The sequence below is a fragment of the Paenibacillus sp. FSL H8-0104 genome, assembly GCF_038050215.1.
Taxonomy (GTDB): domain Bacteria; phylum Bacillota; class Bacilli; order Paenibacillales; family Paenibacillaceae; genus Paenibacillus; species Paenibacillus amylolyticus.
Genome location: NZ_JBBOTC010000001.1, coordinates 6,635,239 through 6,661,853, shown reverse-complemented (window position 1 = coordinate 6,661,853; position 26,615 = coordinate 6,635,239). Strand labels below are relative to the sequence as shown.

At 48.2% G+C, this 26,615-nt stretch carries 22 protein-coding genes; 18 read left to right on the top strand and 4 right to left on the bottom strand.

Annotated elements, in window-relative coordinates:
* Positions 1 to 20 precede the first annotated feature (20 nt).
* The 4 genes from NST38_RS29235 (at position 21) to NST38_RS29220 (ending at position 5,776) form a co-directional block, all read left to right on the top strand.
* Complete coding sequence (locus NST38_RS29235) at positions 21 to 1,367, top strand: cryptochrome/photolyase family protein (RefSeq protein ID WP_076251906.1); 1,347 nt, start codon at positions 21 to 23, stop codon at positions 1,365 to 1,367.
* Positions 1,368 to 1,648: 281 nt separating this feature from the next.
* Positions 1,649 to 2,821: an acyltransferase gene (locus NST38_RS29230; RefSeq protein WP_076251904.1), complete on the top strand. Its 1,173-nt coding sequence runs from the start codon at positions 1,649 to 1,651 to the stop codon at positions 2,819 to 2,821.
* Between the two features lie 383 nt (positions 2,822 to 3,204).
* Positions 3,205 to 4,848 (top strand): HNH endonuclease, encoded by a 1,644-nt coding sequence (locus NST38_RS31700; RefSeq protein ID WP_370511429.1) that lies wholly within the window; start codon positions 3,205 to 3,207, stop codon positions 4,846 to 4,848.
* A 268-nt stretch (positions 4,849 to 5,116) separates the two neighbouring features.
* Positions 5,117 to 5,776: a TVP38/TMEM64 family protein gene (locus NST38_RS29220; protein WP_083684553.1), complete on the top strand. Its 660-nt coding sequence runs from the start codon at positions 5,117 to 5,119 to the stop codon at positions 5,774 to 5,776.
* Between the two features lie 279 nt (positions 5,777 to 6,055).
* On the opposite strand, the gene NST38_RS29215 is transcribed toward NST38_RS29220, so the two are convergent.
* The gene (locus NST38_RS29215) at positions 6,056 to 6,574 is read right to left on the bottom strand and encodes a cupin domain-containing protein (protein WP_076251900.1); all 519 of its coding nucleotides are present in this window, start codon (positions 6,572 to 6,574) and stop codon (positions 6,056 to 6,058) included.
* Between the two features lie 152 nt (positions 6,575 to 6,726).
* On the opposite strand from NST38_RS29215, the gene NST38_RS29210 reads away from it, so the two are divergent.
* Positions 6,727 to 7,728 carry an NAD-dependent epimerase/dehydratase family protein gene (locus NST38_RS29210; protein WP_179087884.1) on the top strand — a complete coding sequence of 334 codons (1,002 nt, stop codon included), beginning with the start codon at positions 6,727 to 6,729 and terminating at the stop codon, positions 7,726 to 7,728.
* A gap of 165 nt (positions 7,729 to 7,893) precedes the next feature.
* Here the strand turns inward: NST38_RS29210 and NST38_RS29205 are convergent, their stop codons facing one another.
* Positions 7,894 to 8,070, bottom strand: a complete 177-nt coding sequence (locus NST38_RS29205; protein ID WP_074092719.1) for a CsbD family protein — start codon at positions 8,068 to 8,070, stop codon at positions 7,894 to 7,896.
* A gap of 685 nt (positions 8,071 to 8,755) precedes the next feature.
* On the opposite strand from NST38_RS29205, the gene NST38_RS29200 reads away from it, so the two are divergent.
* The 10 genes from NST38_RS29200 to NST38_RS29155 all read left to right on the top strand — a co-directional run bounded on the left by NST38_RS29200 (position 8,756) and on the right by NST38_RS29155 (position 20,153).
* Positions 8,756 to 9,202, top strand: coding sequence for a DUF1641 domain-containing protein (locus NST38_RS29200; protein WP_017691658.1), 447 nt, complete (start codon positions 8,756 to 8,758; stop codon positions 9,200 to 9,202).
* Between the two features lie 24 nt (positions 9,203 to 9,226).
* Complete coding sequence (locus tag NST38_RS29195) at positions 9,227 to 10,408, top strand: NAD(P)/FAD-dependent oxidoreductase (protein ID WP_036606574.1); 1,182 nt, start codon at positions 9,227 to 9,229, stop codon at positions 10,406 to 10,408.
* A gap of 316 nt (positions 10,409 to 10,724) precedes the next feature.
* Positions 10,725 to 11,369 carry an SDR family oxidoreductase gene (locus NST38_RS29190; RefSeq protein WP_076251898.1) on the top strand — a complete coding sequence of 215 codons (645 nt, stop codon included), beginning with the start codon at positions 10,725 to 10,727 and terminating at the stop codon, positions 11,367 to 11,369.
* Positions 11,370 to 11,424: 55 nt separating this feature from the next.
* Positions 11,425 to 12,180: a response regulator transcription factor gene (locus NST38_RS29185; protein WP_076251896.1), complete on the top strand. Its 756-nt coding sequence runs from the start codon at positions 11,425 to 11,427 to the stop codon at positions 12,178 to 12,180.
* Positions 12,177 to 13,553, top strand: a complete 1,377-nt coding sequence (locus NST38_RS29180; protein WP_076251894.1) for a sensor histidine kinase — start codon at positions 12,177 to 12,179, stop codon at positions 13,551 to 13,553. The genes NST38_RS29185 and NST38_RS29180 overlap by 4 nt, the downstream gene beginning before the upstream one ends.
* Before the next feature lie 373 nt (positions 13,554 to 13,926).
* Complete coding sequence (locus NST38_RS29175; RefSeq protein ID WP_076251892.1) at positions 13,927 to 14,727, top strand: PepSY domain-containing protein; 801 nt, start codon at positions 13,927 to 13,929, stop codon at positions 14,725 to 14,727.
* Positions 14,728 to 14,965: 238 nt separating this feature from the next.
* Positions 14,966 to 15,595 (top strand): PepSY domain-containing protein, encoded by a 630-nt coding sequence (locus tag NST38_RS29170; protein WP_179087883.1) that lies wholly within the window; start codon positions 14,966 to 14,968, stop codon positions 15,593 to 15,595.
* Positions 15,596 to 15,956: 361 nt separating this feature from the next.
* Positions 15,957 to 17,465 carry an RICIN domain-containing protein gene (locus NST38_RS29165; RefSeq protein ID WP_256720052.1) on the top strand — a complete coding sequence of 503 codons (1,509 nt, stop codon included), beginning with the start codon at positions 15,957 to 15,959 and terminating at the stop codon, positions 17,463 to 17,465.
* A 233-nt stretch (positions 17,466 to 17,698) separates the two neighbouring features.
* Positions 17,699 to 18,484 (top strand): ABC transporter ATP-binding protein, encoded by a 786-nt coding sequence (locus NST38_RS29160; protein ID WP_036606587.1) that lies wholly within the window; start codon positions 17,699 to 17,701, stop codon positions 18,482 to 18,484.
* 1 nt (position 18,485) lies between these two features.
* On the top strand, positions 18,486 to 20,153 hold the full coding sequence (locus NST38_RS29155; RefSeq protein WP_076251885.1) for a hypothetical protein: 1,668 nt from the start codon (positions 18,486 to 18,488) through the stop codon (positions 20,151 to 20,153).
* 377 nt (positions 20,154 to 20,530) lie between these two features.
* On the opposite strand, the gene NST38_RS29150 is transcribed toward NST38_RS29155, so the two are convergent.
* Positions 20,531 to 21,745: a Leu/Phe/Val dehydrogenase gene (locus NST38_RS29150; protein ID WP_076251883.1), complete on the bottom strand. Its 1,215-nt coding sequence runs from the start codon at positions 21,743 to 21,745 to the stop codon at positions 20,531 to 20,533.
* 345 nt (positions 21,746 to 22,090) lie between these two features.
* Here NST38_RS29150 and NST38_RS29145 point away from each other — a divergent pair, with 345 nt between their 5' ends.
* The 3 genes from NST38_RS29145 to NST38_RS29135 all read left to right on the top strand — a co-directional run bounded on the left by NST38_RS29145 (position 22,091) and on the right by NST38_RS29135 (position 25,326).
* Complete coding sequence (locus tag NST38_RS29145) at positions 22,091 to 22,606, top strand: DUF2179 domain-containing protein (protein ID WP_036606590.1); 516 nt, start codon at positions 22,091 to 22,093, stop codon at positions 22,604 to 22,606.
* Positions 22,607 to 22,895: 289 nt separating this feature from the next.
* Positions 22,896 to 24,323 (top strand): pectate lyase family protein, encoded by a 1,428-nt coding sequence (locus NST38_RS29140; RefSeq protein ID WP_076251881.1) that lies wholly within the window; start codon positions 22,896 to 22,898, stop codon positions 24,321 to 24,323.
* Between the two features lie 325 nt (positions 24,324 to 24,648).
* Positions 24,649 to 25,326 (top strand): hypothetical protein, encoded by a 678-nt coding sequence (locus NST38_RS29135; RefSeq protein ID WP_076251879.1) that lies wholly within the window; start codon positions 24,649 to 24,651, stop codon positions 25,324 to 25,326.
* 75 nt (positions 25,327 to 25,401) lie between these two features.
* Here NST38_RS29135 and NST38_RS29130 read toward each other — a convergent pair whose 3' ends face one another.
* Positions 25,402 to 26,478 carry a substrate-binding domain-containing protein gene (locus tag NST38_RS29130; protein WP_076251877.1) on the bottom strand — a complete coding sequence of 359 codons (1,077 nt, stop codon included), beginning with the start codon at positions 26,476 to 26,478 and terminating at the stop codon, positions 25,402 to 25,404.
* Between the last annotated feature and the right edge of the window lie 137 nt (positions 26,479 to 26,615).

Genomic DNA, 26,615 nt, shown 5'->3' with positions numbered 1-26,615 from the left:
GTTCAGACAGGAGGGTGAGCATGAAGCTATTCATACACCGCAAAGATTTGCGTACGGATGATCTGGCCGCATTCGATTATTTGCGGGAACACCAAGAAGAGAGTGTGCATGTTCTCATCTATGATTCATTCCTCCTGCGGCAAGGCCGAGAGAAGGAACACAGCGGTGTGAATTTCAGGCAGCACGCAGCGGATTTAGGCAGACAGTATCTTGAAGCCAAACGAAAACTGCATGTTGCTTATGGCAAACCGGCTGAAGTAGTTGATTTCATCCTGAACGAATTCGAAGGTGAGATTAACGAGATTGTGGTCCATCGGGACATGACGCCATATGCAATCGAGCGGGATAGGGCCATACGCAAAGTTAGTGAGGCGCACGAGGTTACATTCACACAACTGACGGATCATCTGTTGATGGATCTGAATGGATTTGCCAATTTTACAGGCAAGTCGGAGCCATATAAGGTATTTGCGGCTTTCCATCGGCGGTGGGTGGAATTCATGAATGAACATCCCAACCCTCCTTCGGCAACAACGATTGCAGAGTTGAAGGTGAGTGATCGTCAGATTGAATGGCCGGATGCAATGCAGGTATCTCCGGAGTTGCTGGAGGGCAGTGGTTCGAATGACGAGGACCCGCATCTGCTGTTGGATCAATTTTTGTCGGATCGAATTGCTGAATATGGGGATCATCGGGATGAATATGAGGCGTACGAGCCAAGTCATCTCAGTTCTTACGTAGCTGTGGGGGCTGTATCCATTCGCAAAATGTATGATGCGGCGAGTCGCGCAGTTGAGGCTGGGGAATGGATCAGGCAGTTGTGCTTCCGCGACTTCTATCTGTATCGAGCGGTCTATGAGAGTCACTATTTTACATATGAAAAGGTGTACGATCTCTCGGCTCTCCATGATGATCACTTTGAACGGTGGTGCAAGGCGGAGACAGGCATTCCGATTATTGATGCAGCGATGACGGAACTGAATGAAACCGGACATATGCCAAACCGGCTGCGGATTCTCACGGCGATGTTTCTCACCAAAAACCTGCAGTGCCCATTCACCTTGGGCGAAGCTTATTTCAGGCGCAAGTTGAGTGACTATGATAACATTCAAAACCGTGGTAACTGGTTATGGTGTGCCTCGCTTGGTGAGAATGCGGCTCCGTATTTTCGCGTGAACAATCCGGTAACGCAATCCGAGAAATATGATCCGCAAGGTGATTATATTCGCAAGTGGTTGCCTGAATTGAAGGATCTGCATAGCAAGGACATCCATCAGCCGCGCAAGGATGGCATTGTTGATATGAAGGCATCGAGACAGGCAGCTATTGACGTGTATAAACAGATTCTGGCGAGTCGTGCGAAGTAGACTCAGTCAGGGCGGGATGCATGCCCAAACCCAAATTTACCATTCTCATCCGGTTGATCCAATATTCATTTGGTTGAGAGCAGGATGTTACACAGACCGCGTACTCGCGGTCTTTTTTACATATATAGACATGAAAATAGTGTGAAATGTGTTGAAAATTTAGGAATTATTAAGAAATTGGACTACCCTTCTTAAGCATTATGGCTTTTAATAGATAGAGAGCTTTATTGTATTAAGTCATATCTGACATATTGACGAACACATTAAGGAGAAATTTTAAAATGAGTGAAACACTGAAAAGAGAGCGAATTCCAGAGCTGAACCTGGTTCGTGCCTTGGCAATTATCGGCGTACTCAGCGTGCATTCCACGTCCTATGCAACGGTGGACATGACGGGCTCAGGCTACTACTGGCTGTACAATTTTATTAATATCTTTATGAAATATGGTACGCCAACCTTTATTTTTATGAGCAGTTTTGTGCTGTTCTATAACTATTATTCTCGTCCGCTGGATAAGAAACTTGTGAGTAACTTTTACAAGAAAAGATTTGTGTATATTTTGCTTCCGTACTTCCTGTTTTCATTGATGTATTTTGTTTTGCTACATTTCACGCATTATCAGGGCCGACCTTTCGGCGAATCGGCAGTAAGTTTTATCACGAAATTGTTTACAGGTAAGGCATATACACATCTGTACTTTGTGTTTATTAACATGCAATTTTATCTGTTATTCCCATTGGTGTTATGGTTGCTTAAGAAATATCCTACTGTGGTGAAATGGTCTGTTCCGATTGGACTATTGATTCAATGGGCATTCATCGTAAGTAATAAATATGGATTCCAGGTGCCCAACAAGGGAAGCTGGGCGTTTTCGTACTTCTCCTATTTCATGCTAGGTGCTTTTATCGGAGTGTACTTCCCTAAAATCAAGCAATGGTTTGTTATCAGTCGAGCCAATGCAACCAAAGGACGCGTAGCTTCATGGATTCTGCTCTGGGCGGTATGGATCATTGCTGGGCTTGGCCATGTGTATATCTATTACCTGCTGCGTCTGAAGATCGCAACGTATAACACACTGTGGTATGAATTCTTCTGGAATGTGCATACCTTTGCTTGTGCACTGGTGCTTATCCAGATTGCCTATCTGCTCTATCGCAAAGGGCCTTCACTCATCGTCAAGCCGCTGAATCGGCTTGGGGCATTGTCCTTTGGCATCTATCTGATCCATCCCTTCTTCCTGCTGGTGTATCGTGAATTTCCACCGCAAACAGGTGTTTCTTGGTTAGTGCATCTGTGGTATGCCGGAGGATTCGGTGTAGCTCTGATCGCTTCGTGGATCGTCGTTGGATTGACGGCAAGGTTTGTTCCATATGCATGGGTCATCTTTGGCAATCTGCCAAAACCCAAACCACGTCTCGTCCCACAACAGAACTCGGGGCAATTGGACGTTTGATAAGATGTATTTCCAACATAGGAATAATAAACCGTTTCTTGGTCGACCTTAGGGGAGAGCAGGAAGCGGTTTTTTTGATGTATGCAGATATGTGTAATATGGGGAACGAGTGTTTCTTTTTCATGTATGAGGGGTAATCATAAGGCGGAACGATAATACATTATGGATAACAGGATTAAGGTGAATATAATGACAACATGCGAAAAATGCGGGAGACCGATGCAGGATATATTGGAATATGTGGAACACATTCTTCACGAATGCAGTGAACAGACACAGGAGTACAACTCGAAAGATTATCAGGCCTATGGCCATGAGGGTGTTCACGAGCAGATGTGATACAATAGAAAGAAACCGGATTCATACGGAACCGAGGTGACAACATGGAGACGGGTCCAGCCCCTTTCCGGCAAGGAAAGACGGAACAAGAAGCGCGACTGAGCAAAACGTGTATGTATTGCGGACAACAGCGGCCGATGTCCGAATTCCGGCGCAGAACCGGAAAGCGGGCAGGTCCCGGAGCCAGGCGTGGAGCCTGCCGCAGCTGTCGCCAACTTGGTGGACAGGCTGACCACGAGTCAGGTTCAAGCGTGAGCGGACGAACGAATGAACGGATCGAGCATCAACGGGATGGTTTGGAGACACGTGCTGTTACTGCCAGACGCTCTGCATCTGCGAGAGATGAGGTAGGTCGTACCTCCCATGGTATGGAGCAAGGATCTGCTACGTTGGCTGAGTCTGACAGAATTCTGGTGTCTCAACCATCAGTAGACTCAAGTTCTTCGAATGACGATGAACGCGCTGAGTTGGTGGCTTCTCCACCCTCTTCTTCGGGTATACGGAAGAAGAGGAGAAGACGGAGGAAGAGCAAGCGATCAGAGAGCATGACGGGCAATGAGCTGAGAGAGACAAGTCTGGAGCATGATGGTTTGGCGGGTGAGGTAGGAGATAAGCCACAGCTAGGTGAGCATTGGCGTGGGGAAGAAGGGCATTCGCAGGGGCATGCTGTTGCGAATGAGAAAGGCAGTGCACAGCGGGCTGGCGCGCGAGCAGCCGCTGCAGTGCAGGCCGCCGAGCAGACTGCGGCGGCCCACCAGGCTCTGCTGCCCGCTGAGCCGCAAGGCCCGGCAGCAGAGCCCATGGCTGCGGATCAACCGACCGCAGCCAAACGCAAGCGCAAGCGGCGCCGCAAGCGTGTTGCCGCGCTCGCGCCCGGCGCAGGGCAGGCCCGCAGCGTAGCTGCTGAGGCCCATGCGCCGGCCCTGAGCGACCGTGGCGATGCCACCACGGTCGCTGCGCCTACGGCGGCGGAGGCACAGCCTGCCGCCACCGGGCGCGAGCCTGGGCAAGCGCCGGGGGCCGCTACGGAGGCAGGGCCTCCTGCGCCCGTGCGCCAGCCTGGCTCGCCAGGGTCCAAGCCGCGCCAGGCGCGCAAAGAGCGTGCGCCCAAGGCGAACGGCGAAGACGCTGCCCGCGTTGCATCTGGGCAGCGACCCGCGCATGCCAGCCGTAGCCACGGGGCTGGCACGGATGGCCGTCCCCGCCGCCAGACCCCGTCGGCCCCGGTGGCCATTGACCCGGAAGATCCGGCTTCGCTCCGGACCAACCGTCAAGGCATGGTACGGATGAGGGGGAAGACGGACAAGGGCAGACGCTGGCATCAGGAAGTGGACATGGAGCTTGCGGTCACGCTAGTGAAGGAAAAAGCCGCTGTGGTGGTGAATCGGTACACGATTCGCCGATTGTTCAGCAACAAGGATTTCAAGCGGTATATTCTGACTCGGGATCACTACACCTGTTACTTCTGTGGATCGTATGGAGATACGATTGACCATCTGCTGCCGCGTGCCAAAGGTGGACATACCACTCCGCTCAACTGTGTCTGCGCCTGTAATCTGTGCAACCAGTCCAAAGCAGCGATGGATGCCGAAGAGTTCATGCATTCCGGTATTCCCGAATGGAATGCTGCCCATCAGGCAGAATTGATTGAACTGGCCATGCAGGAAGCGCAGCTGGAAGAAGGATAATATGCCCCCGAAGATGGATCGGGGTTTCGATATAAAGAGCACACCAAGACCACAGAGGTCTAGGTGTGCTTTTTTGATTTAATTGTGATTTGAGTGGGAAGTGAGTTTGCCGTGCAATAATTTCTTCAAATTGACAACGGTGTTCATCGAAGATGTACGTTATACTGGGAGGGAGTTACTAAAGAAGCTTCATCATCCATATGAATGATGAAATGTATAGTGAACATCAAACCTGAGAACGTAGACTGTATAGATTGGATGGATGCAGATGACCCCGGCAGCATTGGACATTATGTCCTATATTACGGAAGAAAATATTCGTTTCTGGCTAGAGAAGTTTCGCTCCCTGGGCCCGTTACCGGGAATTTTGCTTACGTTTATGAAATCATTTGTACCGCCACTTCCAACGCTGTTGATTGTGGGCGTGAACGGTGCGGTATACGGTCTGTGGGCAGGGTTTTTATATTCATGGATCGGCATGGTGCTCGGTTGCACTGTTACATTCCTGATCGTACGGGAGATTGGGAAATCCGCTTTTGTAGAGCGATGGGCACGCAAACCTCGTGTGCAACGCAGCATGGTATGGATTCGAAGGAATGCATTCAGTTATGTTTTTCTGCTGAGTATCTTCCCGGTAGGTCCGTTTGTCATTATTAATGTGGCGGCAGGTATCGCGCGAATGCGATTATTATCTTTCCTGCTTGCGGTGGGCTGTGGTAAAGCGATCATGATCTTCTCTGTTACGTATATCGGTTCCAATGTGGAACAATTTCTGGAGCACCCAATACGCTGGGTAGGCGTATTACTGTTCATTGCGGTATCCCTGTGGGCAAGCCGCAAACTGGAGCGACACTTTACCCGGTCATCGTCAGATGGTGAAGAGCTGAATAATCTGAATCAACCCTCTGGAAAATCGATCTCCTCCTAGTTTCGGGGTACAGTGGTATATTTGTTTGGTATTTACAAATTACCTGGGATGGAAGGTAGGCCACATGCGATGAGGTACTACAGTATCCGACTTGCGAGTATGGAGCGGAACTAAAATTTGCTGGCGTGCGATAGATTAGAAATTAGAAAAAACATATAGACTGTACTCCGGCATGACTCCTACTTGTCCGGGGAACAGTCTATTTTTCATGCTTGATTACTGGAACGACTTCTCCTGTGCATTGTCCAATAACATGCTTCTTGATTATCTCCATATCTGTTATGATTTCTGCCCATTCCAGATTTCTAGTAGCGGTCCGTGCTGCCCATAGACCGGATCAGTCCGCGGGATCGGAACCTTTTGGATTTCCTGAAGAGCCTTGTGTCGCTCGCCTTCTTCACCTGTGCGTGTGTTGTAACTCATGCCGCCCGGATAAGCACCGGCAATACGAAAATCACTGCTGGACTCCAGACGTTTATGCCCTGTTCCAGCGGGAAGCACGACAACGTCGCCTGTTTGAAGGTAAACTTTCTGCCCATTTTCTCCGCCTAAAATCAGTTTCACGAATCCACTCACCACAGCAAGAGCCTCATGAGCATTACTATGATAATGATGATAATTGAACACACCATTCAACCAGCTATTTCCCCATCCATTACGGTTCAGCAACGATTCTGCGTGAAGGGCCTCTTCAGCCCATACATTCTTATACAAAAGCACAGGCAGGGTCGGATGATTGGGAATTACACCGTCATCCTGAAAGAATAACGTCTCTATGGCCTTTTTCCGTTCATTCATCTCACATCACCTCACTATAAATTACCCGATAACCTCAAGGACGAACAAAAAACAATTGTAAAATGATACAAAATGTATCATTTTAAGGGTATACTCAGTACATAAACTCTCTTCAATCCACAGGTTGTATAAATCGCAAGGGGGAATCGTGTGTGAACATTGTGATTACAGGGGCTTCTGGATTTGTGGGATTTAACCTTTCACAGTATTTGGCGCAAAAGGGGCATCGAATTACCCTTCTGGATCGGGATGATTATTGTCAGAGGCTTGTTCATATCTCTCCTCTGCATGAGATGGCGCTCATCTGTTGTGACCTTGCATCAGACCGGATTCATTTACCTCCAGGAACAGATTACATTATCCATCTGGCGGCCATGCCACACGTAGATTATTCGTATCATCAGCCAGGGGAAGTCTTCCGCAATAATACACTCAGCACACAGGCTGTCCTTCAATATGCTACGGAACATCACATTCCAGTCTTGCTGGCTTCATCCGTTGAAGTGTATGGCGGCGATTGGGGCAGAGTCTATCATGAATCAGATCCGTATGCACCTGTCTCTCCTTATTCCGCGTCCAAAGTCGCGTGTGAAATGCTGGCTCACTCCTATGCTCAATGTTACCAGCTTCCAGTCAAACTCTTTCGTTTGACCAACCTCTATGGTCCATGGCAGTTGCCAGACCGTATTATTCCCCGAAATTTTGGTAGGATGTTGGACGGACTGCCTCTGGATATCCAGGGATCGGCAGTGCGTGATTTCTTGTATGTAGATGATGCCCTCCGGGCCATTGAACAGATCATGCTGAAAGGCAAAGACGGACAGGTCTACAACATATCGACAGGGCTTGGAACAACCATGCAGGAAATAGGGGAGATATTGAAACCAATGGATCGATCCGTAGCTGCTGTAGAGATCCGGGAGCAAGAACCAACCCAGTCCAGAGGGTCGAGTCTGGTCGTACATTCAGGCAGATTGCGAGCGGAATTGGGTTGGTTACCGCAAACCACGTTGGAAAAGGGATTGGAAAAAACTTTCCGTTGGTATCAGGAACATCCCGAATGGGTCAGACAGTTCAGCCGTGAATACCATACAACAAGGGAAACACGCAGTTTCATTGTCGATATGGCAAGATACGCAGTTCCAGCAGTATAAAATGCACAAAAAAAGCCAGGGAAGGGTGTATTGAGTAACACCTTCCTTGGCTTTTTTGCGCCTCCGTCTCATTTTCGGATTTCATCCGAACACGGACAGTCAGGCTATTTTAAAATAATCTATTGCACGAAATCTTCGTGCTGTTGGACCTCACATTAAAAGGATCTAGTGATGATCTTTTTTAATGTCGGCAATTTTATCCTGTACAGCACCTTTGGCTTTGTCTTTTTTACCCTCAGCCTGAAGGGATCTGTTATTGGTTGCATTACCGATCTGATCCTTCACTTCGCCTTTGGCCTTGTTTACGCCTGCTTTGATTTTATCGCCAGTTGAATTACTCATATCGAACATCTCCTTCGTTTCTGGTGTAGTCCTTATTAACCGGGATGTCCGCATTCTAAACGCAATGGCTTTGTTCCAAGTTTTGCATTCGTGACGCAAGAGGTTCATACTTGAAATAGAAAAGATGTCTCAATGATGGAATAAGGCTGAGCCCAACGCTGCATAATAACGACAGTGACCAATTTCGTTGCATGAAAATTGTGATATTGGAAAACAATTCCTGAACATTTGGATAAACGAATCCTTCCTTGTGTACATATCGCACATCTGGTCATATGTGATCTTGTCTTAATACCACATGTGGTAGGAATACGGATCTTGGACAGGAGGATCGGCGGCGTTAGCTTGCCTGAATGGGTTGACAAAAAAATCGATTTTGTTACAATGTTCACAATATCTTCACAAGTGTAAAAAATTTCTTTTTCATGTTCATGTGTAAGAGGTGTAATATAAGGGTATAGAGTTCGGTTTCGGCCTGCTTGTCGTTTTGTGCGTCAACACATGTTGTCCGCAATAGATCCAAGATACAATGCATGATATGGGAGTGGCCCTGAGCTACGCTCATCCTATTGTGTGAAATTTGGTACATTTAAATGTATTCGATGTATTTTGTGGTTCGGCTCTGCTTGACAGGCATCATGAAAGTCGCGGACTTCTATCCCAAAGTAAAGGAGGACTTTCTCTTATGTCACAATCGCCTACTCAACAAGAGGTGCCAGTTACAGAAGGTGCCAACGTTTCCGAGCGCCAGTCCTTGGACGTTCTGGATCAACTGATGAAGCCTGAGGTACAGGAGTCTTTAACCGTTCTGGTGGAGAACCTGCCTAAATTGGCTGAAATGGTTACTGCTATGACAAAAGCTTATGACTTTGCACAAAGTGTAGCAACAGACAAAGTTCTGATCAGCGACACAATGAGCGCAATGGGCGAGTTCGCTAAGCCTGTTGTAGACAAAGCTAAAGGTGTAGCTTCTGCTGCCATCGAAGCCAATGACCGTGCGCAAACAGAGCAAACTTCAGTTGGCTTGTTCGCTATGCTGAAAATGCTTAAAGATCCAAACGTACAACAATCGCTTCGTTTTGCTCAATCTTTCTTGAGCATCTTGAACGAGCGTCAACAACCGAAACGTTAAGACTTAGAAGAACGGAGGATGGATATGTCGAAGCAAATTTTGATCTTGGGTGGAGGATACGGCGGTCTGTTGACTGCATTGACTGCACGTCAATACTTGTCTCCGGAAGAAGCGACAATTACTGTCGTGAACCGTTACCCTACACACCAAATTATCACGGAACTGCACCGTCTTGCAGCGGGAAGCATTGCTGAACAAGCAGTTGCTCTTCCACTTGAAAAATTGCTGCGTGGCAAAAACGTGAACTTGAAAATCGATACGGTGGATACAATCAAGCCGGACGAGAAAAAAGTTCTGATGACCAGCGGCTCCACATACTCTTACGATGCACTTGTCGTTGCCTTGGGCAGCGAAACGGCATTCTTCGGAATTCCAGGATTGCAAGAGTACAGCTTCACGCTCAAATCGGTTAGCGATGCAAACCGTATTCGTGCACACGTTGAAGCGCGTCTTGATGCTTACAAACAGTCCGGCAACAAAGCAGACGCTACGTTTGTTATTGGTGGCGGCGGCTTGACAGGTATTGAGCTTGTTGGCGAATTCGCTGACCTGCTTCCTGCAGTATGTCAAGAAAAAGGCATCGACTTCAAAGAAGTATCCCTGTACACAGTTGAAGCAGGTCCTTCCATCCTGGCAGGATTCCCGCCAGAGCTTGTTGAGCGTGCTAAATCAAGTCTTGAGAAACGTGGCGTTAACTTCATCGTTGGCGTAGCGATTACCGAGATGAAAGAAAACGAAGTTCTGCTGAAAGACGGCAGCTCCATCCCTACGAACACACTCGTATGGACAGGTGGCGTACAAGGCAACGCTGTTGTTGCTAACAGCGGAATTGAAGTGGATCGTGGCCGTGCGAAAGTTACGGAAGTTCTGCAATCTACTTCTCACAAAGACGTGTTTGTTGCTGGTGACAGCGCAGTGGTCTTCCCTAGCGAAGGCGCTCGCCCTTACCCTCCAACAGCACAATTGGCTTGGCAAATGGGTGAGACTATTGGTCACAACTTGGGCGTTATGTTCAAAGGTGGCGCAATGGAATCCTTCACACCAGTATTCTCCGGTACGCTGGGAAGTCTGGGTCGTAAAGATGCTGTCGGCATGATCGGTGGCAACCAGACTCGTCTGAAAGGTCTGCCTGCAACCATGATGAAAGAAGCAAGTAACATCCGTTACCTGGCTCATATTCACGGTTTGTTCGCACTGGCTTACTAATCTTAATGCCATTCAAGGGCGCCCTTTGGGCGTCCTTTTTGGTTGTCACCATTACAAAGGAAAACAGATATTCAGATGGGAAAAAGGTACGGCAGAAGTGGTCGATGTGAGATCGCGTATAAAGTACCTAGGGGATATGGCATATTAATGGAACGATGGAATCCTTCAGATTTCATAGAGGTACTGAACGGGCATGGACATAAAGCCGGCGCTTAGAAGCGCCGGCTTTCGTTTAAATTATAGGATGAGTATCTTTAAATAAAAAGAACGGGGAGCAACAACAAGCAGCCCGTTCAACTGAGAGGAGAAATGACGTATGAACGTTTTAGTTATAGGAGCGAATGGACAAATCGGTAAGTTTGTGGTGGAGCAGCTGGCACAGGAAGGCAAACATAAAGTAACGGCCATGATCCGCAAACCGGAGCAGGCGGGTACACTGAAGGAACTCGGTGCAGATGTGGTAATTGGTGACCTGGAGGGTAGTGTGGAGGATTTGGCTGAGGCAATGAAGGATCATAATGCCATTGTGTTTACGGCAGGTTCTGGCGGATCTACCGGTCAGGACAAAACACTGCTGATTGATCTCGACGGTGCGGTGAAAACGATGGAAGCCGCAGAGCAGCAAGGAATCTCCAGATATATTCTGGTCAGTGCGTATGGCGCAGATCAACGGGAGAAATGGTCAGAGTCCATCAAGCCTTATTACGTGGCGAAACATTATGCGGATCGTGTGTTGTTTGCAAGTGATCTCAATTACACGATTATACGTCCAGGTGGTCTCAAGAATGAACCGGGCACAGGCAAGATTGCAGTTGGAACCGATCTGGAGCCAGGAAGCATCCCACGTGAAGATGTAGCCCGCGTAATCGTGGCTTCTTTGCAGGAAGAGAAGACGTACCGAATGGCCTTTGATCTGATTGCCGGGGAGCATCCGGTTGAAGATGCCTTGGGCAAATTGTAGATGTTATTGTAAGATAACGGGAGAATGAAATGATGGGGATGAGGGGGAGCGCTGCATGAACGAAGCCGTGCTGGTCATAGAGGATGAGCCCAAAATAGCACGTCTGCTGGAACTGGAACTACAGTATGAGGGATATCAGGTGGGCAAGGCTGGTAGTGGAACAGAAGGACTGGAGAAGTATGCTGAAGGACAGTGGGATCTGATTCTGCTGGATGTGATGTTGCCTGGTCTGAGTGGAATTGAAGTGTTGCGGCGAGTTCGGGCCAAAGATGCTACGGTCCCGATCATTATGCTCACTGCCAAAGATTCTGTAGAAGACAAAGTATCCGGCCTGGATCTTGGAGCCAATGACTACATCACCAAACCGTTCCAGATTGAAGAGCTACTTGCGAGAGTTCGGGCTGCATTGCGGCTTAGTGCAGTGGCGTCTGTTGTTTCTTCCGCCTCTTCGTCTACACCTGCTGATACGGGGAATGACTCTTCTGGGCATAAGGGTGAAGCTGAGGCGGGCTGGTTGACGGCTGCCGGGTTGAAACTAAATGAAGGAACGCGAGAGGTATCCCGAGATGGTGTGGCCATTGAGCTTACTCCACGTGAGTTCGACCTGCTCGTGTATCTGCTGCAGAATCAACGTCAGGTGCTCAGTCGTGACCAGATTGTGCAGGCCGTGTGGGGATACGATTATTATGGAGATACCAATGTGGTGGATGTGTACATCCGTTATGTGCGCAAAAAGGTGGATAACGGATTCACACCACCCTTAATACATACCGTACGGGGCGTAGGATACGTCCTGAAGGAACAGTTATGAGTCTGCGCAGTAAAATCTACGGATATTCGTCTGTATTATTTGCTGTGCTGTTAATCGCGGTGAACCTGTCGGTCTACATCGTGTTTGAACGAATGTCGATTGATAACGAGGTTAATCGGGTGGAAGCGGAAGCGGAGTCTATTGTCAAAGGAGTGCGTCAGTCTGCCGGCTCCATTCCGCCGGATGACTTGTTACGGGCCTACGCGCCTGTGAACGGCATGCTCCGGATTGTTAATGAAGACGGCACCAGTTCCCCGGTGACAACAACAGCAGCTTCCGAGCAGCTGAGCAAGCTGCCTTATAAGTACGAAAGTGAGAAGAAATCGGAGTATACCCAAGTTGAACAGATTGGTTATGTGTGGGTATCAGTCCCGGTCATCTGGCCTGATGGCGAGGTGGTGAATGTACAGGTCACTGAGAGCATTGCAGAGACGGAGAATCGTCTGTCTGTACTTCGAACTGTGCTTGTGGCGGTCACGATTATTGCTCTGATCCCAGCCATTATCTCCAGCCGGATTCTGGCGAATCGGATGACCAGACCGATTCAGCAGATGACACGCACGATGACTGACATCCAGTCCAGCGGCCAATTTAAGCGTCTTCCACTGGAGGAAGGGTCGAAGGATGAACTGAAAACAATGGGACAGACGTTCAACCGGATGATGGATTTACTCGAATCCAACTTTGAACGACAGGAACGGTTTGTATCCGATGCATCTCATGAGCTCAAAACACCGCTGACCATTATTGAGAGTTATGCCAGTCTGCTACAGCGACGAGGAAAAGAGCGGCCCGAGGTATTTGATGAAGCGGTGGAAGCGATTCTGTCCGAATCGGTTCGCATGCGAGAGATGACCGAGCAACTGTTACTGCTTGCGAAGCAGCCAGAGCAGTGGAATGTGCAGTTGGAGCGTGTAGATATCACGAGACTGGCTACAGACTCGACACGTGCATTTCGCGAAGCCTATCACCGTGAAGTCCGGTGTGAAGATCCAGGTTCAATATGGTCGATCAGCGATGAGAGTAAGCTGAAGCAACTGTTGTTTATTTTGCTTGATAATGCCCGGAAGTATAGTGAGGATGCCATTGAAGTCAGGCTAGAAGCCAAGGGGCAAGAGTGCCGTATTCGGATTGTGGATACCGGGATTGGTATGCGGGAGGACGAGCTGGAGAAGGTATTTGACCGATTCTACCGGGTTGATCCGGCCAGGACACGCAGCTTAGGCGCAAGTGGTTCAGGTCTGGGGTTGTCACTTGCCAAAGAGCTTGCAGGAGCAGTTGGAGCACGGATCGAACTGACCAGCACCGAGGGTGAAGGCACCGAGGCTTCAATTATTTTGCCTTTATCGGTTCAGAACGGGCCGCTCTCATGAAATTCTCATTCTTCTCTTATATACTAAATAAACTGAACTAAAGATTGTTCACACTGACACTACGATGACAGAACAACCTTCCAATCGCTGTTATCCCCAGATTTTTTTGATTCCCTTTTCTCAAGGGGAAAATCCGGGGATAGCGTATGCTTTCGATGCAGCTTTCTTTCAGAAAGCTTTCAGGCGAAGTGTATGCTTTCGAAGTAGCTTTCTTGCAGAAAGCTTGTAGCTTCGCTTTTTCAGGTTTTTCTGTCCTCTCCGTTACTGTGTAAAAGATTAGTTCATTTTATGTAGTAGCATTGGAAACTAAACTCAGACCGAATATATAACAGATGAACTCGGGCTATTGGGAGAGTTATAAGGGGGAAACGTGATGACAGAGCATGAGCAGCGACCACCGGAGATGAAACGGCATGAACAGGGGAATAGCGGATGGGCGAAATCGCGAAGGTCACTCTGGTGGGGTGCAGGGCTTCTCGTTGTGCTGATTGTGGCAGTTGTGGTGTGGTGGAAGCCTTGGCAATCGACTGGTGCGGTACTTACGGCAGATGCGGCAGCACAATCGGTGCTTGATCAATATCCAGGAGAGATTGTAAATTCGACGTTGAAGGACGGGACGTATATCATGCAGCTCCGTTCGGAGACCGGCCTATATGATGTGCAAGTGGATGCCGTTACAGCTGCTGTGAATTCCATTAAACGGCTGGAGTCGAACCCGCAAGCGGAAGAGAAGACGTTATGGAGCCGCGAGCAGATCAAGACGGCGTTGTTAAAACAACAAACAGATAACCAATTGGTCTCGCTTGAACTTGTGGAGCAGCAAGGAAGTCCGGTATACACCGCGGTAGTGAAGGCAAAGGATAACAGTCGTGAAGAACTCACGATTGATCCATACACGGGAGAGACGATAGCTTCCAAAACGATAGCAGCCCCGACAACTGAACCAACCAAGGATGATCCCAAACCTCAGTTTCTGAGCGAGAAACAAGCCAAACAGAAGGCACTTGCGGAGGTTCCGGGGGAAGTGGACGACATCGAACTGCGTGGAACCAACAGCGGGAATCCATATTATCTGGTTGAAATTGATTTGGAGGATGGCCGGGAGGCTATTGTGCAAGTGAATGCCATCTCAGGAGCGATTCGATCGGTGACTTGGGATGAGGACGAGGATTAACATTTGTACAGGAATCCATTTAATATAGAGTTACACCTTGTTGGATAGATGATTCCTAATGTTGGGGTCATCTTTTTCATTTCTTTTAGATTACATACATAATGAACACTCATTAAATGAGCATTCTCTTCATTTTCTCATCAAATTCTAATCTAACTCTCGCTGATCTCTCATTCCTGCAGGTTATTCTATAAATGTAGACAAGAACGAAACAACAACAACGAGGAGATGAATGATGATGATGAACAAACATAAACTTTGGATTGGTAGCTTGTCAGCAGCAGTATTACTTGGTGGATCGGCCGTAGCGGCTAGCGGAAATGTGAACGGACAATCGGTGCAAACTACACCAACGTCAACAACACAATCTGCAACACAGAATCAGAACAGCACAGGTAAAATGCTGAATGCATCTCAAGCGAAAGCGTTGGCGTTAAAAGCAGCCGATGGTAAAGTGGATGACGTGGATCTGGAGCGTAGAAACGGCCAAACGTTCTATGAAGTTGAGATCGACAGAAAAGGAACCAATGATGTTGTCGTTCGTCTGGATGCTTATACAGGCAAAATCCTTGCGGTCGTGAATGATGAAGACTACGATGATGACGACGATTATAAAGGTACTGTATCAGGCAACACGTCTAATAACTCTGCTTCCAAGCAGGTCAAATTGACGGCATCCCAAGCTTCAAACATTGCGTTGAAACAAGTTACGGGTGGTAAAGTAACCAAAGTCGAGCTGGATCATGATGATGGTCGCTATGTGTATGAGATCGAGCTGAGAACCGCTCAAGGTGAAGCAGATGTAGATATCGATGCCAACACAGGTAAAGTGTTATCGTTTGACCAGGATTTTGACGACCAAGATTAAGCAATAAGGGCGAGTATACGCCGATAAAACATCATATAAAAACCTGCCTATGAACAGCCGCACACAGCTAGAGATCGTTACATCATGGAGGGGCAGGGCAGGTATAGCAGAGGACGCTTCGGGGGAAGCGTCTTTTTGTTGTTGATCGAGAGAGCGGAGTATAAAATTGTACATCTTCCGCCGGATTGTTCACTATTCGAGCAGGAACGTGGCGGATACAATCGGAATCAGGGAGGTGAACGCCCAGCCAGTATTGCCAGGAATTCTAATGCTGAAATGCATCATCGATCGGAGGCAGATAAGACATATCGATTTTATTTTATGTAAGCGCTTCATAAAAAACATGGAGGTGCATTACGATATGGCTATGAACGATGGATGGTTGAAAAAGAATACACAATCACGTCGCTTTACCCGCCGCTTAAGTTATCTGCTTGCTTTGGTTTTGGCGCTGCAATCCATAGGTATGCTGCTTGTACCCGGACCGAATGCTTCAGCTGCTCCACTTAGTGTAACGAACGGGATACAGTTCAAGGATACCAATGGCAATGTCGTTCATGCTCATGGTGGCGGGATGATTAAGGCAAATGGGTATTATTACTGGTTTGGAGAGAACCGCAATACGAATGGAACGTTCAAGGCAGTGTCCGTGTATCGTTCATCGGATCTGAAGAACTGGGAGTATCGCAATGATGTGCTCACCAGTAGTTCGGCAGCCGAGTTAAATATCTCTAACATTGAACGCCCAAAGGTCATCTACAACAGTGCTACTGGCAAATATGTGCTGTGGATGCACAAGGAGAATGGTCTGGATTATGGCGAGGCCCGAGTGGCGGTAGCTACTTCGAATACGGTGGATGGCAACTACACGTATGTGGGCAGTTATCGTCCACTTGGGTATGATTCCAGAGACATGACGGTATACAACGATAACGGAACCGCTTATCTGATCTCTGCGACCCGAGTGAATGCAGATCTGAATATATATAAGCTGACCCCGGATTTCCTGGGTGTGGAATCCCTAGTCACAACGCTGTGGCCTGGACAATATCGTGAAGCACCAGCCCTATTCAAAAAAGACGGCGTCTACTTCCTGATTACCTCAGGTGCGACCGGCTGGAATCCAAATCAGGCCAAATATGCGACAGCCTCCAGCATTACAGGCACATGGAGCGGGCTTAGCAATTTTGGAGACAGCACAACGTATGGTTCCCAATCCACCTATGTCGTTCCTGTAGAAGGTTCACAGACCACATCCTATCTCTACATGGGTGATCGCTGGGCTGGTGCATGGAGCGGACCTGTGCAGGATTCCAAGTATGTTTGGCTGCCCCTATCGTTCCCTAGCGCAACTAGTCTGGCGATGAACTGGGCCAGCAGTATTACGATTGATACAGCAACAGGGACTGTGACCGGAGTGAGTACACCGGATGTCTGGGACCCGAATGCTTCATATCAGCTGATTAGCCGTAAAAGCAATAAATTACTGAATGTCATCGGGGGTTCTTCCGCCAACGGTGCGGATCTGGAGCAGCGAGCAGATGGGGGGACGACAAGTCAACAGTGGCAGATTACCGATGCGGGTGGCGGTTATGTCAAAATCATCAACCGTTCCAGTGGCAAGCTAATTGGTGTGGAGAATGGTGCCACGAACGACGGGGCTGTCATTGAACAGTGGAATGATGGTGGCTGGGCCAGCCAGCAATGGCAGCTCGTCCATGTAGGTGGTGGTTATTATAAACTGAAGAATCGCAGTACAGGCAAAGTATTGGATATCTCCAGTCAATCCCTGGCAGATGGGGCTGCGGCCATCCAGTGGACGGATAATGGCGGCACGAATCAACATTTTCAGATTGTTAAGGTGCAATAAGACTTTTTAGATATTAGAAATAAGGTTCACTATAAAGTGGAAGCCCTTGTCTCTTACCATAAGGTGGAACAGGGGCTTTGTGATGTGTTCGCACTTGTTACGTGATGCTCTTACTCGAAAGGGATATCCAGTTGATGGCTCATATCGTGACCTATCTCCGATCATTACCATCCCAATCTGTGGTAAACTAGTAGAATTGTAGAAAAAGATAGAGACAGGAGCTGGATAACGAAGTGAGTGAACAACAAGTGCTATCAATTGAAAGCTTGCGTATGAGATACAACGGACGTTATGTGCTGAACGGCATCGATCTGGAAGTGAATCGCGGTGAGATGATTGGATATATTGGTCCAAACGGGGCTGGCAAAAGTACGACGGTTAAGATTTTACTCGGGCTGGTTGAAGGATATGTAGGCACGGTGCGAATCTTTGGTAAAGATATTGCGGATGGCGATGTAGAGTATAAACGCAGAATCGGCTATGTTCCGGAGGTGGCGGAATTGTACGAACAATTAACGCCTGCGGAGTATCTGACTTTTACGGGAGAGTTATACGGTATGTCCTATGAGGATGCGGATTACAAAGCAAAGCTATTGATGGATTGTTTTGGAATGGAAAAATCATATCATTCCCGCATTGCATCCTTTTCCAAAGGTATGCGTCAAAAAGTGCTGTTGATCTCTGCGCTGCTGCATGACCCGGATCTGTTGTTTCTGGATGAACCGCTCAGCGGATTGGATGCCAATAGTGTGATGGTGGTCAAAGAGATTTTGTCACAATTGTCAGCCAAAGGCACAACGATCTTCTATTCGTCACACATCATGGATGTGGTGGAGAAGATCAGCAGTCGAATTGTACTGATCGCTGAAGGACGCGTAGTGGCAGACGGTACGTTCAAGCAGCTCCAACAGCAATCCATGGAAGGCACGCTGGAGGAAGTATTCAATCAATTGACAGGCTTCAATGAACATAAAGCCATTGCGGAGCGTTTTGTATCCATTGTGCAGGAGGTGTACTGATATGGAGGAATCCTCCGACTTCCGCACACTCAAGATTCTGGATCGCTTTCGTCCGCTCATCGCCAGAACAGGGGCGGATTATGATGTACTGCGCCTGATCTTGCGAGTGAAGTTCCAGATGGATCAACGCAGAGTACCTACTATTTTATCCAGCAATTCAGGGAAAAAGGAGCGCAAGGAAGGTAATCAGTTTCTTCGATCCCTGTGGTTGTATGGATTAATGGGACTGATGATGGTTCCCTTCATCGTCTGGGATACGGGGCATTTCATGCTTCAGATGGGCCTTGTGTTTGGCATCTTAATGTTTATGATCATGACGTCCATGATCTCGGATTTTTCCTCCGTGCTGCTGGACATTCGGGATCGTAATATCATTATGACTAAGCCCGTTAATGGACGAACGGTGGGGATGGCCCGAGCCATCCATGCGGGCGTATATCTGCTATTACTGACGGGTTCATTAACCGGTATACCGCTAATTGCCGCGTTGGTGACGCATGGGATCGGATTCTTTCTGATTTTCCTTGTGGAACTGATTCTGATCAATATGCTAATTCTGGTGACAACGTCTCTGATCTATCTGTTCATGATGAAGTTTCTGGATGGTGAGAAGCTGAAGGATATGATCAATATGGTGCAGATTCTGCTTTCCGTGGGGATTGCGATCGGTTATCAGCTGGTCATTCGTTCGTTCAGCATTATTGATTTTGGTATGGTATTTACCCCGGCTTGGTGGCAGTTGCTGTTACCTCCGTTATGGTATGCGGCTGCATATGAATGGTTATTTGCAGGGGGCGGGAATGTGTGGATCTATACGTTCACAGCACTGGCAGTCTTGGTTCCTGTGGTGAGTATGATCGTATATGTGAAGCTAATGCCTTCCTTTGAATTGTATTTGGAAAAAATGGCACATTCGGGTCAGTCCTCCGGACGCAGACGTGGAAGATGGGATCGGTTGATCTCCAAGGTGGTCAGTCGTTCGAGAGAGGAGCAGGCTTGCTTCCGTCTGTCAGCCAGCATGATGCGTAATGAACGGGAATTCAAGCTGAAGGTGTATCCATCGCTTGGTTTATCATTTGTTTTACCTTATGTATTTTGGTTTACTGAATTGCAATCTTCTAGTTGGGCGGAGTTTAGACAAAGTTCGTTTGTATACACCTTTTACATCGTGCTGATGCTGGTTGTAACGGTTGTAGTCATGCTGAAATTTTCAGGACAATATAAGGCATTCTGGACTTTTCGCACTGCACCGATGGCGAATGATAGCGCGTTATATAAAGGAGCTCTAAAGGCATTCTTATGCAACATGTTCCTGCCTATATTTCTGGCAAATGCCATTTTGTTTACCTGGACATTTGGGTCACGGATACTGCCGGATATTGCAATTATTATACTGACAGCTACGGCGCTTGTCCCACTGGCAGGCAAATTGTTGTTGCGTAAGCCACCGTTCTCCCAATCCTTCAGTATGGCACAGCAAAGTGATGGCTGGTATGTATTCGCCGCCCTTCCTGTGCTTGCTATGTTATGGGGAGTCCATGTCTTTTTCCGATCAGTGTCGGGGGGCGTGTGGATCTATGGTGCGCTACTGATCGTAGCGAATGTGTTGCTGTGGACGCTGCTGTTTCGAGAGAAGAAGACAGCGAAGAAGAGGCCGGTTGCAGTTTAAGGAGTAGTAGAGTAAGAGAGTAAGAGCGCTAAACGATAAGAGAGGGTAAAAGAGCTAACCTGGACACGGATGTCGGGGTTAGCTCTTTTGATAGGTGATACTCCCCCATAGATACTACCCCAAAGAAACCTTCGCCGCAGCGCTAACGAACCTGAGACAACCTATTCAGGGTGAAAATCTGAAATATAAATTCTAACGAACCTCAGGAACGCTATCCTTCGGAAAAGTAGCTATTTCGCTTGAAAAAGAACCAAACTAGGCGAAATAGTGCGTCTGAGATTCGTTAGATATTAGGTTCGCGCTAAAAGGACCAAATAGCGTGTATCAGGTTCGTTAGAATGAAGTAAAGCAGTGGAGGTTCCCCAGGAGGAGGCACCCTATCTTGTATGGCCTGAGCGGAGGATGGATTCGGCTAGCCGATCGGCTGCATCGGCTGTGGAGATCGCAGATTGCGTAGCTTCTGCGTATACCTTGCTCAGCGTGCCTGCAATCCCCGCCACCTTTTGGCGGATCAGGTCAGGCCCGGCGCCTTCCAGCTCGTAGGCGGTGGAGATGATTCCGCCTGCGTTGAGCACATAATCAGGCGCGTACAGGATGCCGCGCGCCTGCATGCGGCCTGCAACCAGCTGTCGTTCACTCAGCTGGTTGTTGGCCGCCCCGGCAACGATGGAGCAGCGCAGCTCCCCCACCGTTGCCGGGGTCAGTACGCCCCCTAGGGCACAGGGGGCGAAGACCTTGCAGTCAGCGGCGTGGATATGGGCCGGATCGGCCGAGATGGCGCCGCTGAACTGCACAAGGGCACGTTGTACACGCTCCGGTACAACGTCTGCCACAATGAGCCGTGCCCCGGCTGCATGCAGGTAACGGCACAGGGCATACCCGACCTTGCCCAGTCCCTGGACGGCAACGGGAATGCCCTGCAAAGATGCAATGCCTTGCTGGCGCAGCGAGGTCACAATGCCGATGTGTACGCCGTAGGCGGTCATCTCGGCAGTGAAGTCATCCTGCGCCCCAAGCGAACCCGTGGTGTCCGTCACATGTGCGGTCTCCAGTCGGATCTGGTCCATGTCTGTCGCCGTAGTACCCAGATCAAGACCGGTCACGTATCGTCCATTTAGCCGCTCTAGACAACGACCCAGTGCGCGAAAGCGCTGCGCCCGCTTGGATACGTCCGTATCCAGACTTTTATCTTGTGGATGCGTACCCTCATCAGCGACGACTTCCCGTTCAGCGGCAGCGCCCTTTTGTTTCTCTACCCCTAGCTCTCCAGCGACCCGCTCACCACTATGAGATCCGCAACCATCCTCATCCGGTTTTGCATTCTTCACAAAAGGTACATCCCATATGACCACTTTCCCGCCACCATACGGTAGTCCAGAGATTGCATTTTTGTACGTCATGCCTTTGGCAAGCTTCACAGCATCCCGAACAGCTTCTTCCTCGGACGCATACGTCCAGTAGCGGCATCCGCCGAGCGCAGGTCCAAGGACCGTGTTATGAATGGCAATGACCGCCCTCAATCCACTATCTGCATCATGGCAAAAAATGAGTTCCTCCATGCCTTCCCGCTCCATCTCCTGCCATAGCTGCATGACGGCACCCCCTTTTGTTTTGACCCATCCATCCTGGTTCTGACCTGATATCCTGTGCGAGCGTGCTTGGCTTTATGATGATACAGCATATTCAAAGACCACCGTTTTCGACCCTGGGACCTCTGCCGGGTTGATAATCGGTACAAACGGTTCTATAATTGCAGTTCCGGCATGCCAGAGAGCAGAAAATGCCTACGGATTTACATTCAACCGTTTAGAATGAGGGCATAACGTCCAATGATGGAGATAGAGCGAACATACAGGAAGCATAGATGAACCGAAATCGTCGAGTATATGCAGCAAAGGGCCAATTCCGTTGGGAGGGCCAGGAAAGAGGGATTGTGATTGTTTAAAATATTGGTATTTATCTTTTTGATCCAGATTGTGTACGTATCCGCTTATACACTCCGGATGATTCTGACACTCAAAGGACAGAAATACATCGCCGCACTGATCAGCATGGGTGAGATTGTGATCTATGTACTCGGTCTGAATCTGGTGCTCCAATACCTGACTCAGCCTTCGGCCCTGATCGTGTACGCGGTGGGTTATGGACTGGGAGTGTTGCTCGGTGCGTGGATTGAAGAGAAGATCGCGCTCGGTTACGTTACCGTTAAAGTCATCTGTAACCAGATGGGCAACAACGTCGCGAATGCTCTGCGAGATAAAGGATATGGTGTTACTGCATGGGTGGGCAGTGGACGTGATGGGGATCGGCTTGTGATGGAGATTCTGGCAAAACGAAAAAACCAGAAACTGCTCTACCAGACAATTCTCGATCTGGACCCCAAAGCATTTGTTATTACCGTGGAGCCCAAACAGTTCCATGGCGGCTTCTGGACACGTTCCATCAAAAAGTAAAATCGAGCAGGTCTGCGGCAGATGCAGTCCTGCTTTTTTAATTTCATCCCATCTGGAATGTTCTTGTTACCACGATATATTCCTGAAACCTTACTCCCCAAGTTAACTCTGTACGATTCAAGGTTGCTTACAGTACAAACCCTTACCTTACCAGCCTTTCCTAACCACATGTGAGATAGGGATTATTGTTGTAATCGCTTTCATAACCTACATTGAGAACATGTCCTTCGTACCTGGCATGGCAGCGATGGACGAATGTCATCATCATATATTGGGAGGAATGGAATCGATGAAAAGCAAATTTCGAAGCTTATGCAGCACAGCTCTGGCTCTAACGTTAGGGTTAACTTTATTGTCCGGCCCGGCAAGTGTGCAGGCAGCGGGTAACGCAGACTACAATCTAACAGGCTTCTCCCAAGGGAATGCGGGCGGCGGCATCATTAGCGAATCAAACACAGCCACGTATAAGAAAGTGTATAATGCGACCGATCTGGCATTGGCGCTGAAAAAGAACTCCGGTGTCAAAGTTGTTGAGATCATGAACGATCTGAATCTGGGATGGAATGAAATTCCGAGCGCAGCGCAGACTTCTCCTTTTGCCAAGCATAATGATGCGCTGACACATCCCGTATTAAAACAGACCGGTGTCAGCAAGCTCACGATTGACGGTTTCAATGGACTCACGATTTTCTCCGCCAATGGTTCCAAGATCAAACACGCTGCGATCAGCGTGAAACGAAGCTCAAATGTCATCATCCGCAATCTGGAATTTGATGAGTTATGGGAATGGGATGAATCCACCAAAGGTGATTACGACAAGAACGATTGGGATTACATCACCCTGGAGGAGAACAGCAACGTATGGATTGATCACTGCACATTTAATAAAGCCTATGACGGACTCGTCGATTCGAAAAAAGGAACCAGCGGCGTGACCATCTCCTGGTCCCTCTTCAAAGGGGATGACGGCAGCTCGAACAGCTGGGTTACCCAGCAGATTAACGAATTGGAAGCAAACAAGGCTTCCTATCCCATGTATAACTACCTGCGCAGCAGTGCTGTAGGTCTCAGCAAAGCCGATATTATCGCCATCTCGGGACCACAAAAGAAAGGACATCTGGTCGGTTCGACCAGCCTGGAATCGGCTAATGCCAACCTGTCCATGACGCTGCACCATAATCTCTACAAAGATATTCAGGACCGGATGCCACGCCTGCGTGGAGGCAACGCACATGCGTACAACATCGTAATGGATGCAACAGGGGCACGTGCCGCTAAAGCCAAAATTACAACGGCGATGGCAACAGCGATTGCGTCCAAAGGTTATAAGTTCGATATCATTGGCAACGGAGCGATTTCTACGGAAAGCGGAGCTGTATTGGTTGAGAAATCAGTCATTAAGGACGTGCTGTATCCTGTTCGTAACAATCAGACCGATCCGGCAGATCCAACCTATACCGGCAAAATCAGAGTGACCGATACCATGTACTCCCTGGATGGAAGCTCATTCCGGGGCAGCAGTGATACGTCTGGCAGTCCGCTGGCGCCAATTCCGGCGGTGGTAAAATCGTTCTCCTGGAACGGTTTCTCGACACTTCCTTACAGCTACACCACGGATGATCCATCCACGTTGAATGCACGCCTCACGGCTTCCAATGGCGCGGGTTCGGGTAAATTGACCTGGTCCAAGGATAATTGGTTGAAGACAAGTTATTGATATCAGAGTAACCTGTTGCTTTTACGTTCTTCAAATAAGGAAAAGAGTGCTCCTGCAGCTACGATAGCCGGGGGTGCTCTTTTTATATAATTTAGCTCCATATACAGTTTGCGGGTTGTTTGAATAATGATTCCTCGTAAGGGTGAATTATCTCGAGCTAAAGCATGTGTTAGTCTTCCGGGTAAACGTTATATATCGATATTCATCTTCATTACATCAGTGAGTAATTTATGACAAATTAACCATTTATGCAAGTACGCCTTGTAATTTTACTTACCGGTAAATATAATTTATTAGAATTGACCAATAAGGATGGTGAAGCAGCTTGGATGTATGGATATACTCCGCACTTACTCTTGTTTATTTGATACTTGTTGTTTGGATGGCCGTCGATTTAACCCATAGGAAGCAATGGCTCGAGTATTCCAGTTTTCAGCTATTCGTAGCGTTCAGCTTGGCATATGACAATGGAATTATTGCTATAGGTAATTTGATAGGGGATGGGGAAGTGTTAATGGTTCTCAGTAGCCTTCGATTTTGGCTACATGCCTTTGCTACCCCTACCCTTATTCTTGTTGGCTACCATATCTTGCGCAGCTCAGGTGCCAAGTTTGCCAATAGAAGTATAACGAGTGTGGTAGCATGGCTGATAACTTTAGGTCTGGTTGTCTACCAGATTGTAGGCTTTACTTTATCCGAGGTTAAAAATCTCAGGGTTATAGAAGAGTATGGAGTACTGAGATATATGGCAGAAGCTCATGGAGGTCCGCCGATGATGGTGATCATCGTGGGGCTTGTACTCTTATTTGTTAGCCTGATCGTTCTTTTCAAACATAAATGGGTTTGGCTGTTTGTTGGAACTGCCTTGTTGTTTGTAGGGCAGTTAATCTCCCTGCCAGTGGAAACCGGTACTTTAACCAATGTGTATGAGCTGATCCTCATCCTCTCGATTTGGAGAACGACTACATTTTTGAAGGATTCAACAGATCGTCGCCGTCGTTAAGCTCCGATGCATCAGAAAAGACTGGCCAGTAAGATAAAGGCCAGTCATCTGTGTTCGTTGATTTCATTTTTTTATTCAAATATCCATAGTATCTGATGAGGCAGACACAGCACTTACCGATTCACGATAGATGATGTTGCCTTTCACGTGTACACGGCCGAAACTGCGGTTTGGGTTGTCGACCTTTTTGAGCATGGACTGAACTGCCGTGCGTGCCATCTGTTCCACATCCACTTCGACGGTTGTGAGCTTGGGATCGGAGAGCGTGGCATAGATATCATTATCAAAACCAACAACAGAGCATTGGCCAGGCACCTGAATATCCATTGAAGTCAGTTTCTGAACGAGCAGATGAGCGACCTGATCACAGTTGCATACAAAAGCGGTTGGCAGCTGTTCCGGAAGATCAATCTCAATAAACGTACCCCGTTCATCCCGATCATTCAGAACCAGATCTGGATTCATCGGCAAGCGATGTTCCAGCAAGGATTTGTAGTACCCGAGGAATCGGTCTTGGATACTGCTCGTGGAATACAAGTTTCCTACATAAGCAATGTTCCGGTGGCCCTGCTGAACCAGATAGTTTGTCAGCTCATAGGCAGCGTAGAAGTTATCGGTAACGACGGAATCGATGTCCGAATGTTCATCGTAGAAGTCGAGAAACATTTTGGGAACCTCCATCGATCTCACCAGTTCAATATACTCTTTACTGATCTGTCCGAGCACGATGAAACCATCGACCTTGTTGTCGCTGTACAGCTTGGGCAACGTTAATTCTTCCTCATCCTCCACATTCAGAATGTGCAGAATGCCGTAGTAGCCTTGTTCCTCCAGATGTTTGGTGATGCGCTGGAACACGCGTACATAGAACGACTGCGTAGGCCCGGTAAAACGCTCCGGGATAATTACGCCAATATTATGGGTTAAGCCTTCCTTCATCGAACGGGCAGCGGCATTATACCGATAGCCCATTTCGACAGCAAGTACTTTAATTTTTTCCTTTAATTCGCCACTCACGCCATCTTTATCATTCAATGCTTTCGAGACGGTCACACTGCTGACCCCGAGCCTGTCGGCGATATCCCGCATGGTGATATTGTTCTTCAGTATGGTCGCCTCCTTCAAGCCGGTATAGGCACAATGTGCTGTCATTATGATGAGCGCTTTCTCCGCACATAATAACAATCCATATCAGTATACATCGTTACCAACTTGGAATAAAGCAATTCTGGCTGTTGTTCGCTATTTTCAGCATATTTCAGGCTTGCATGAGAGGACGCTCTACCGAT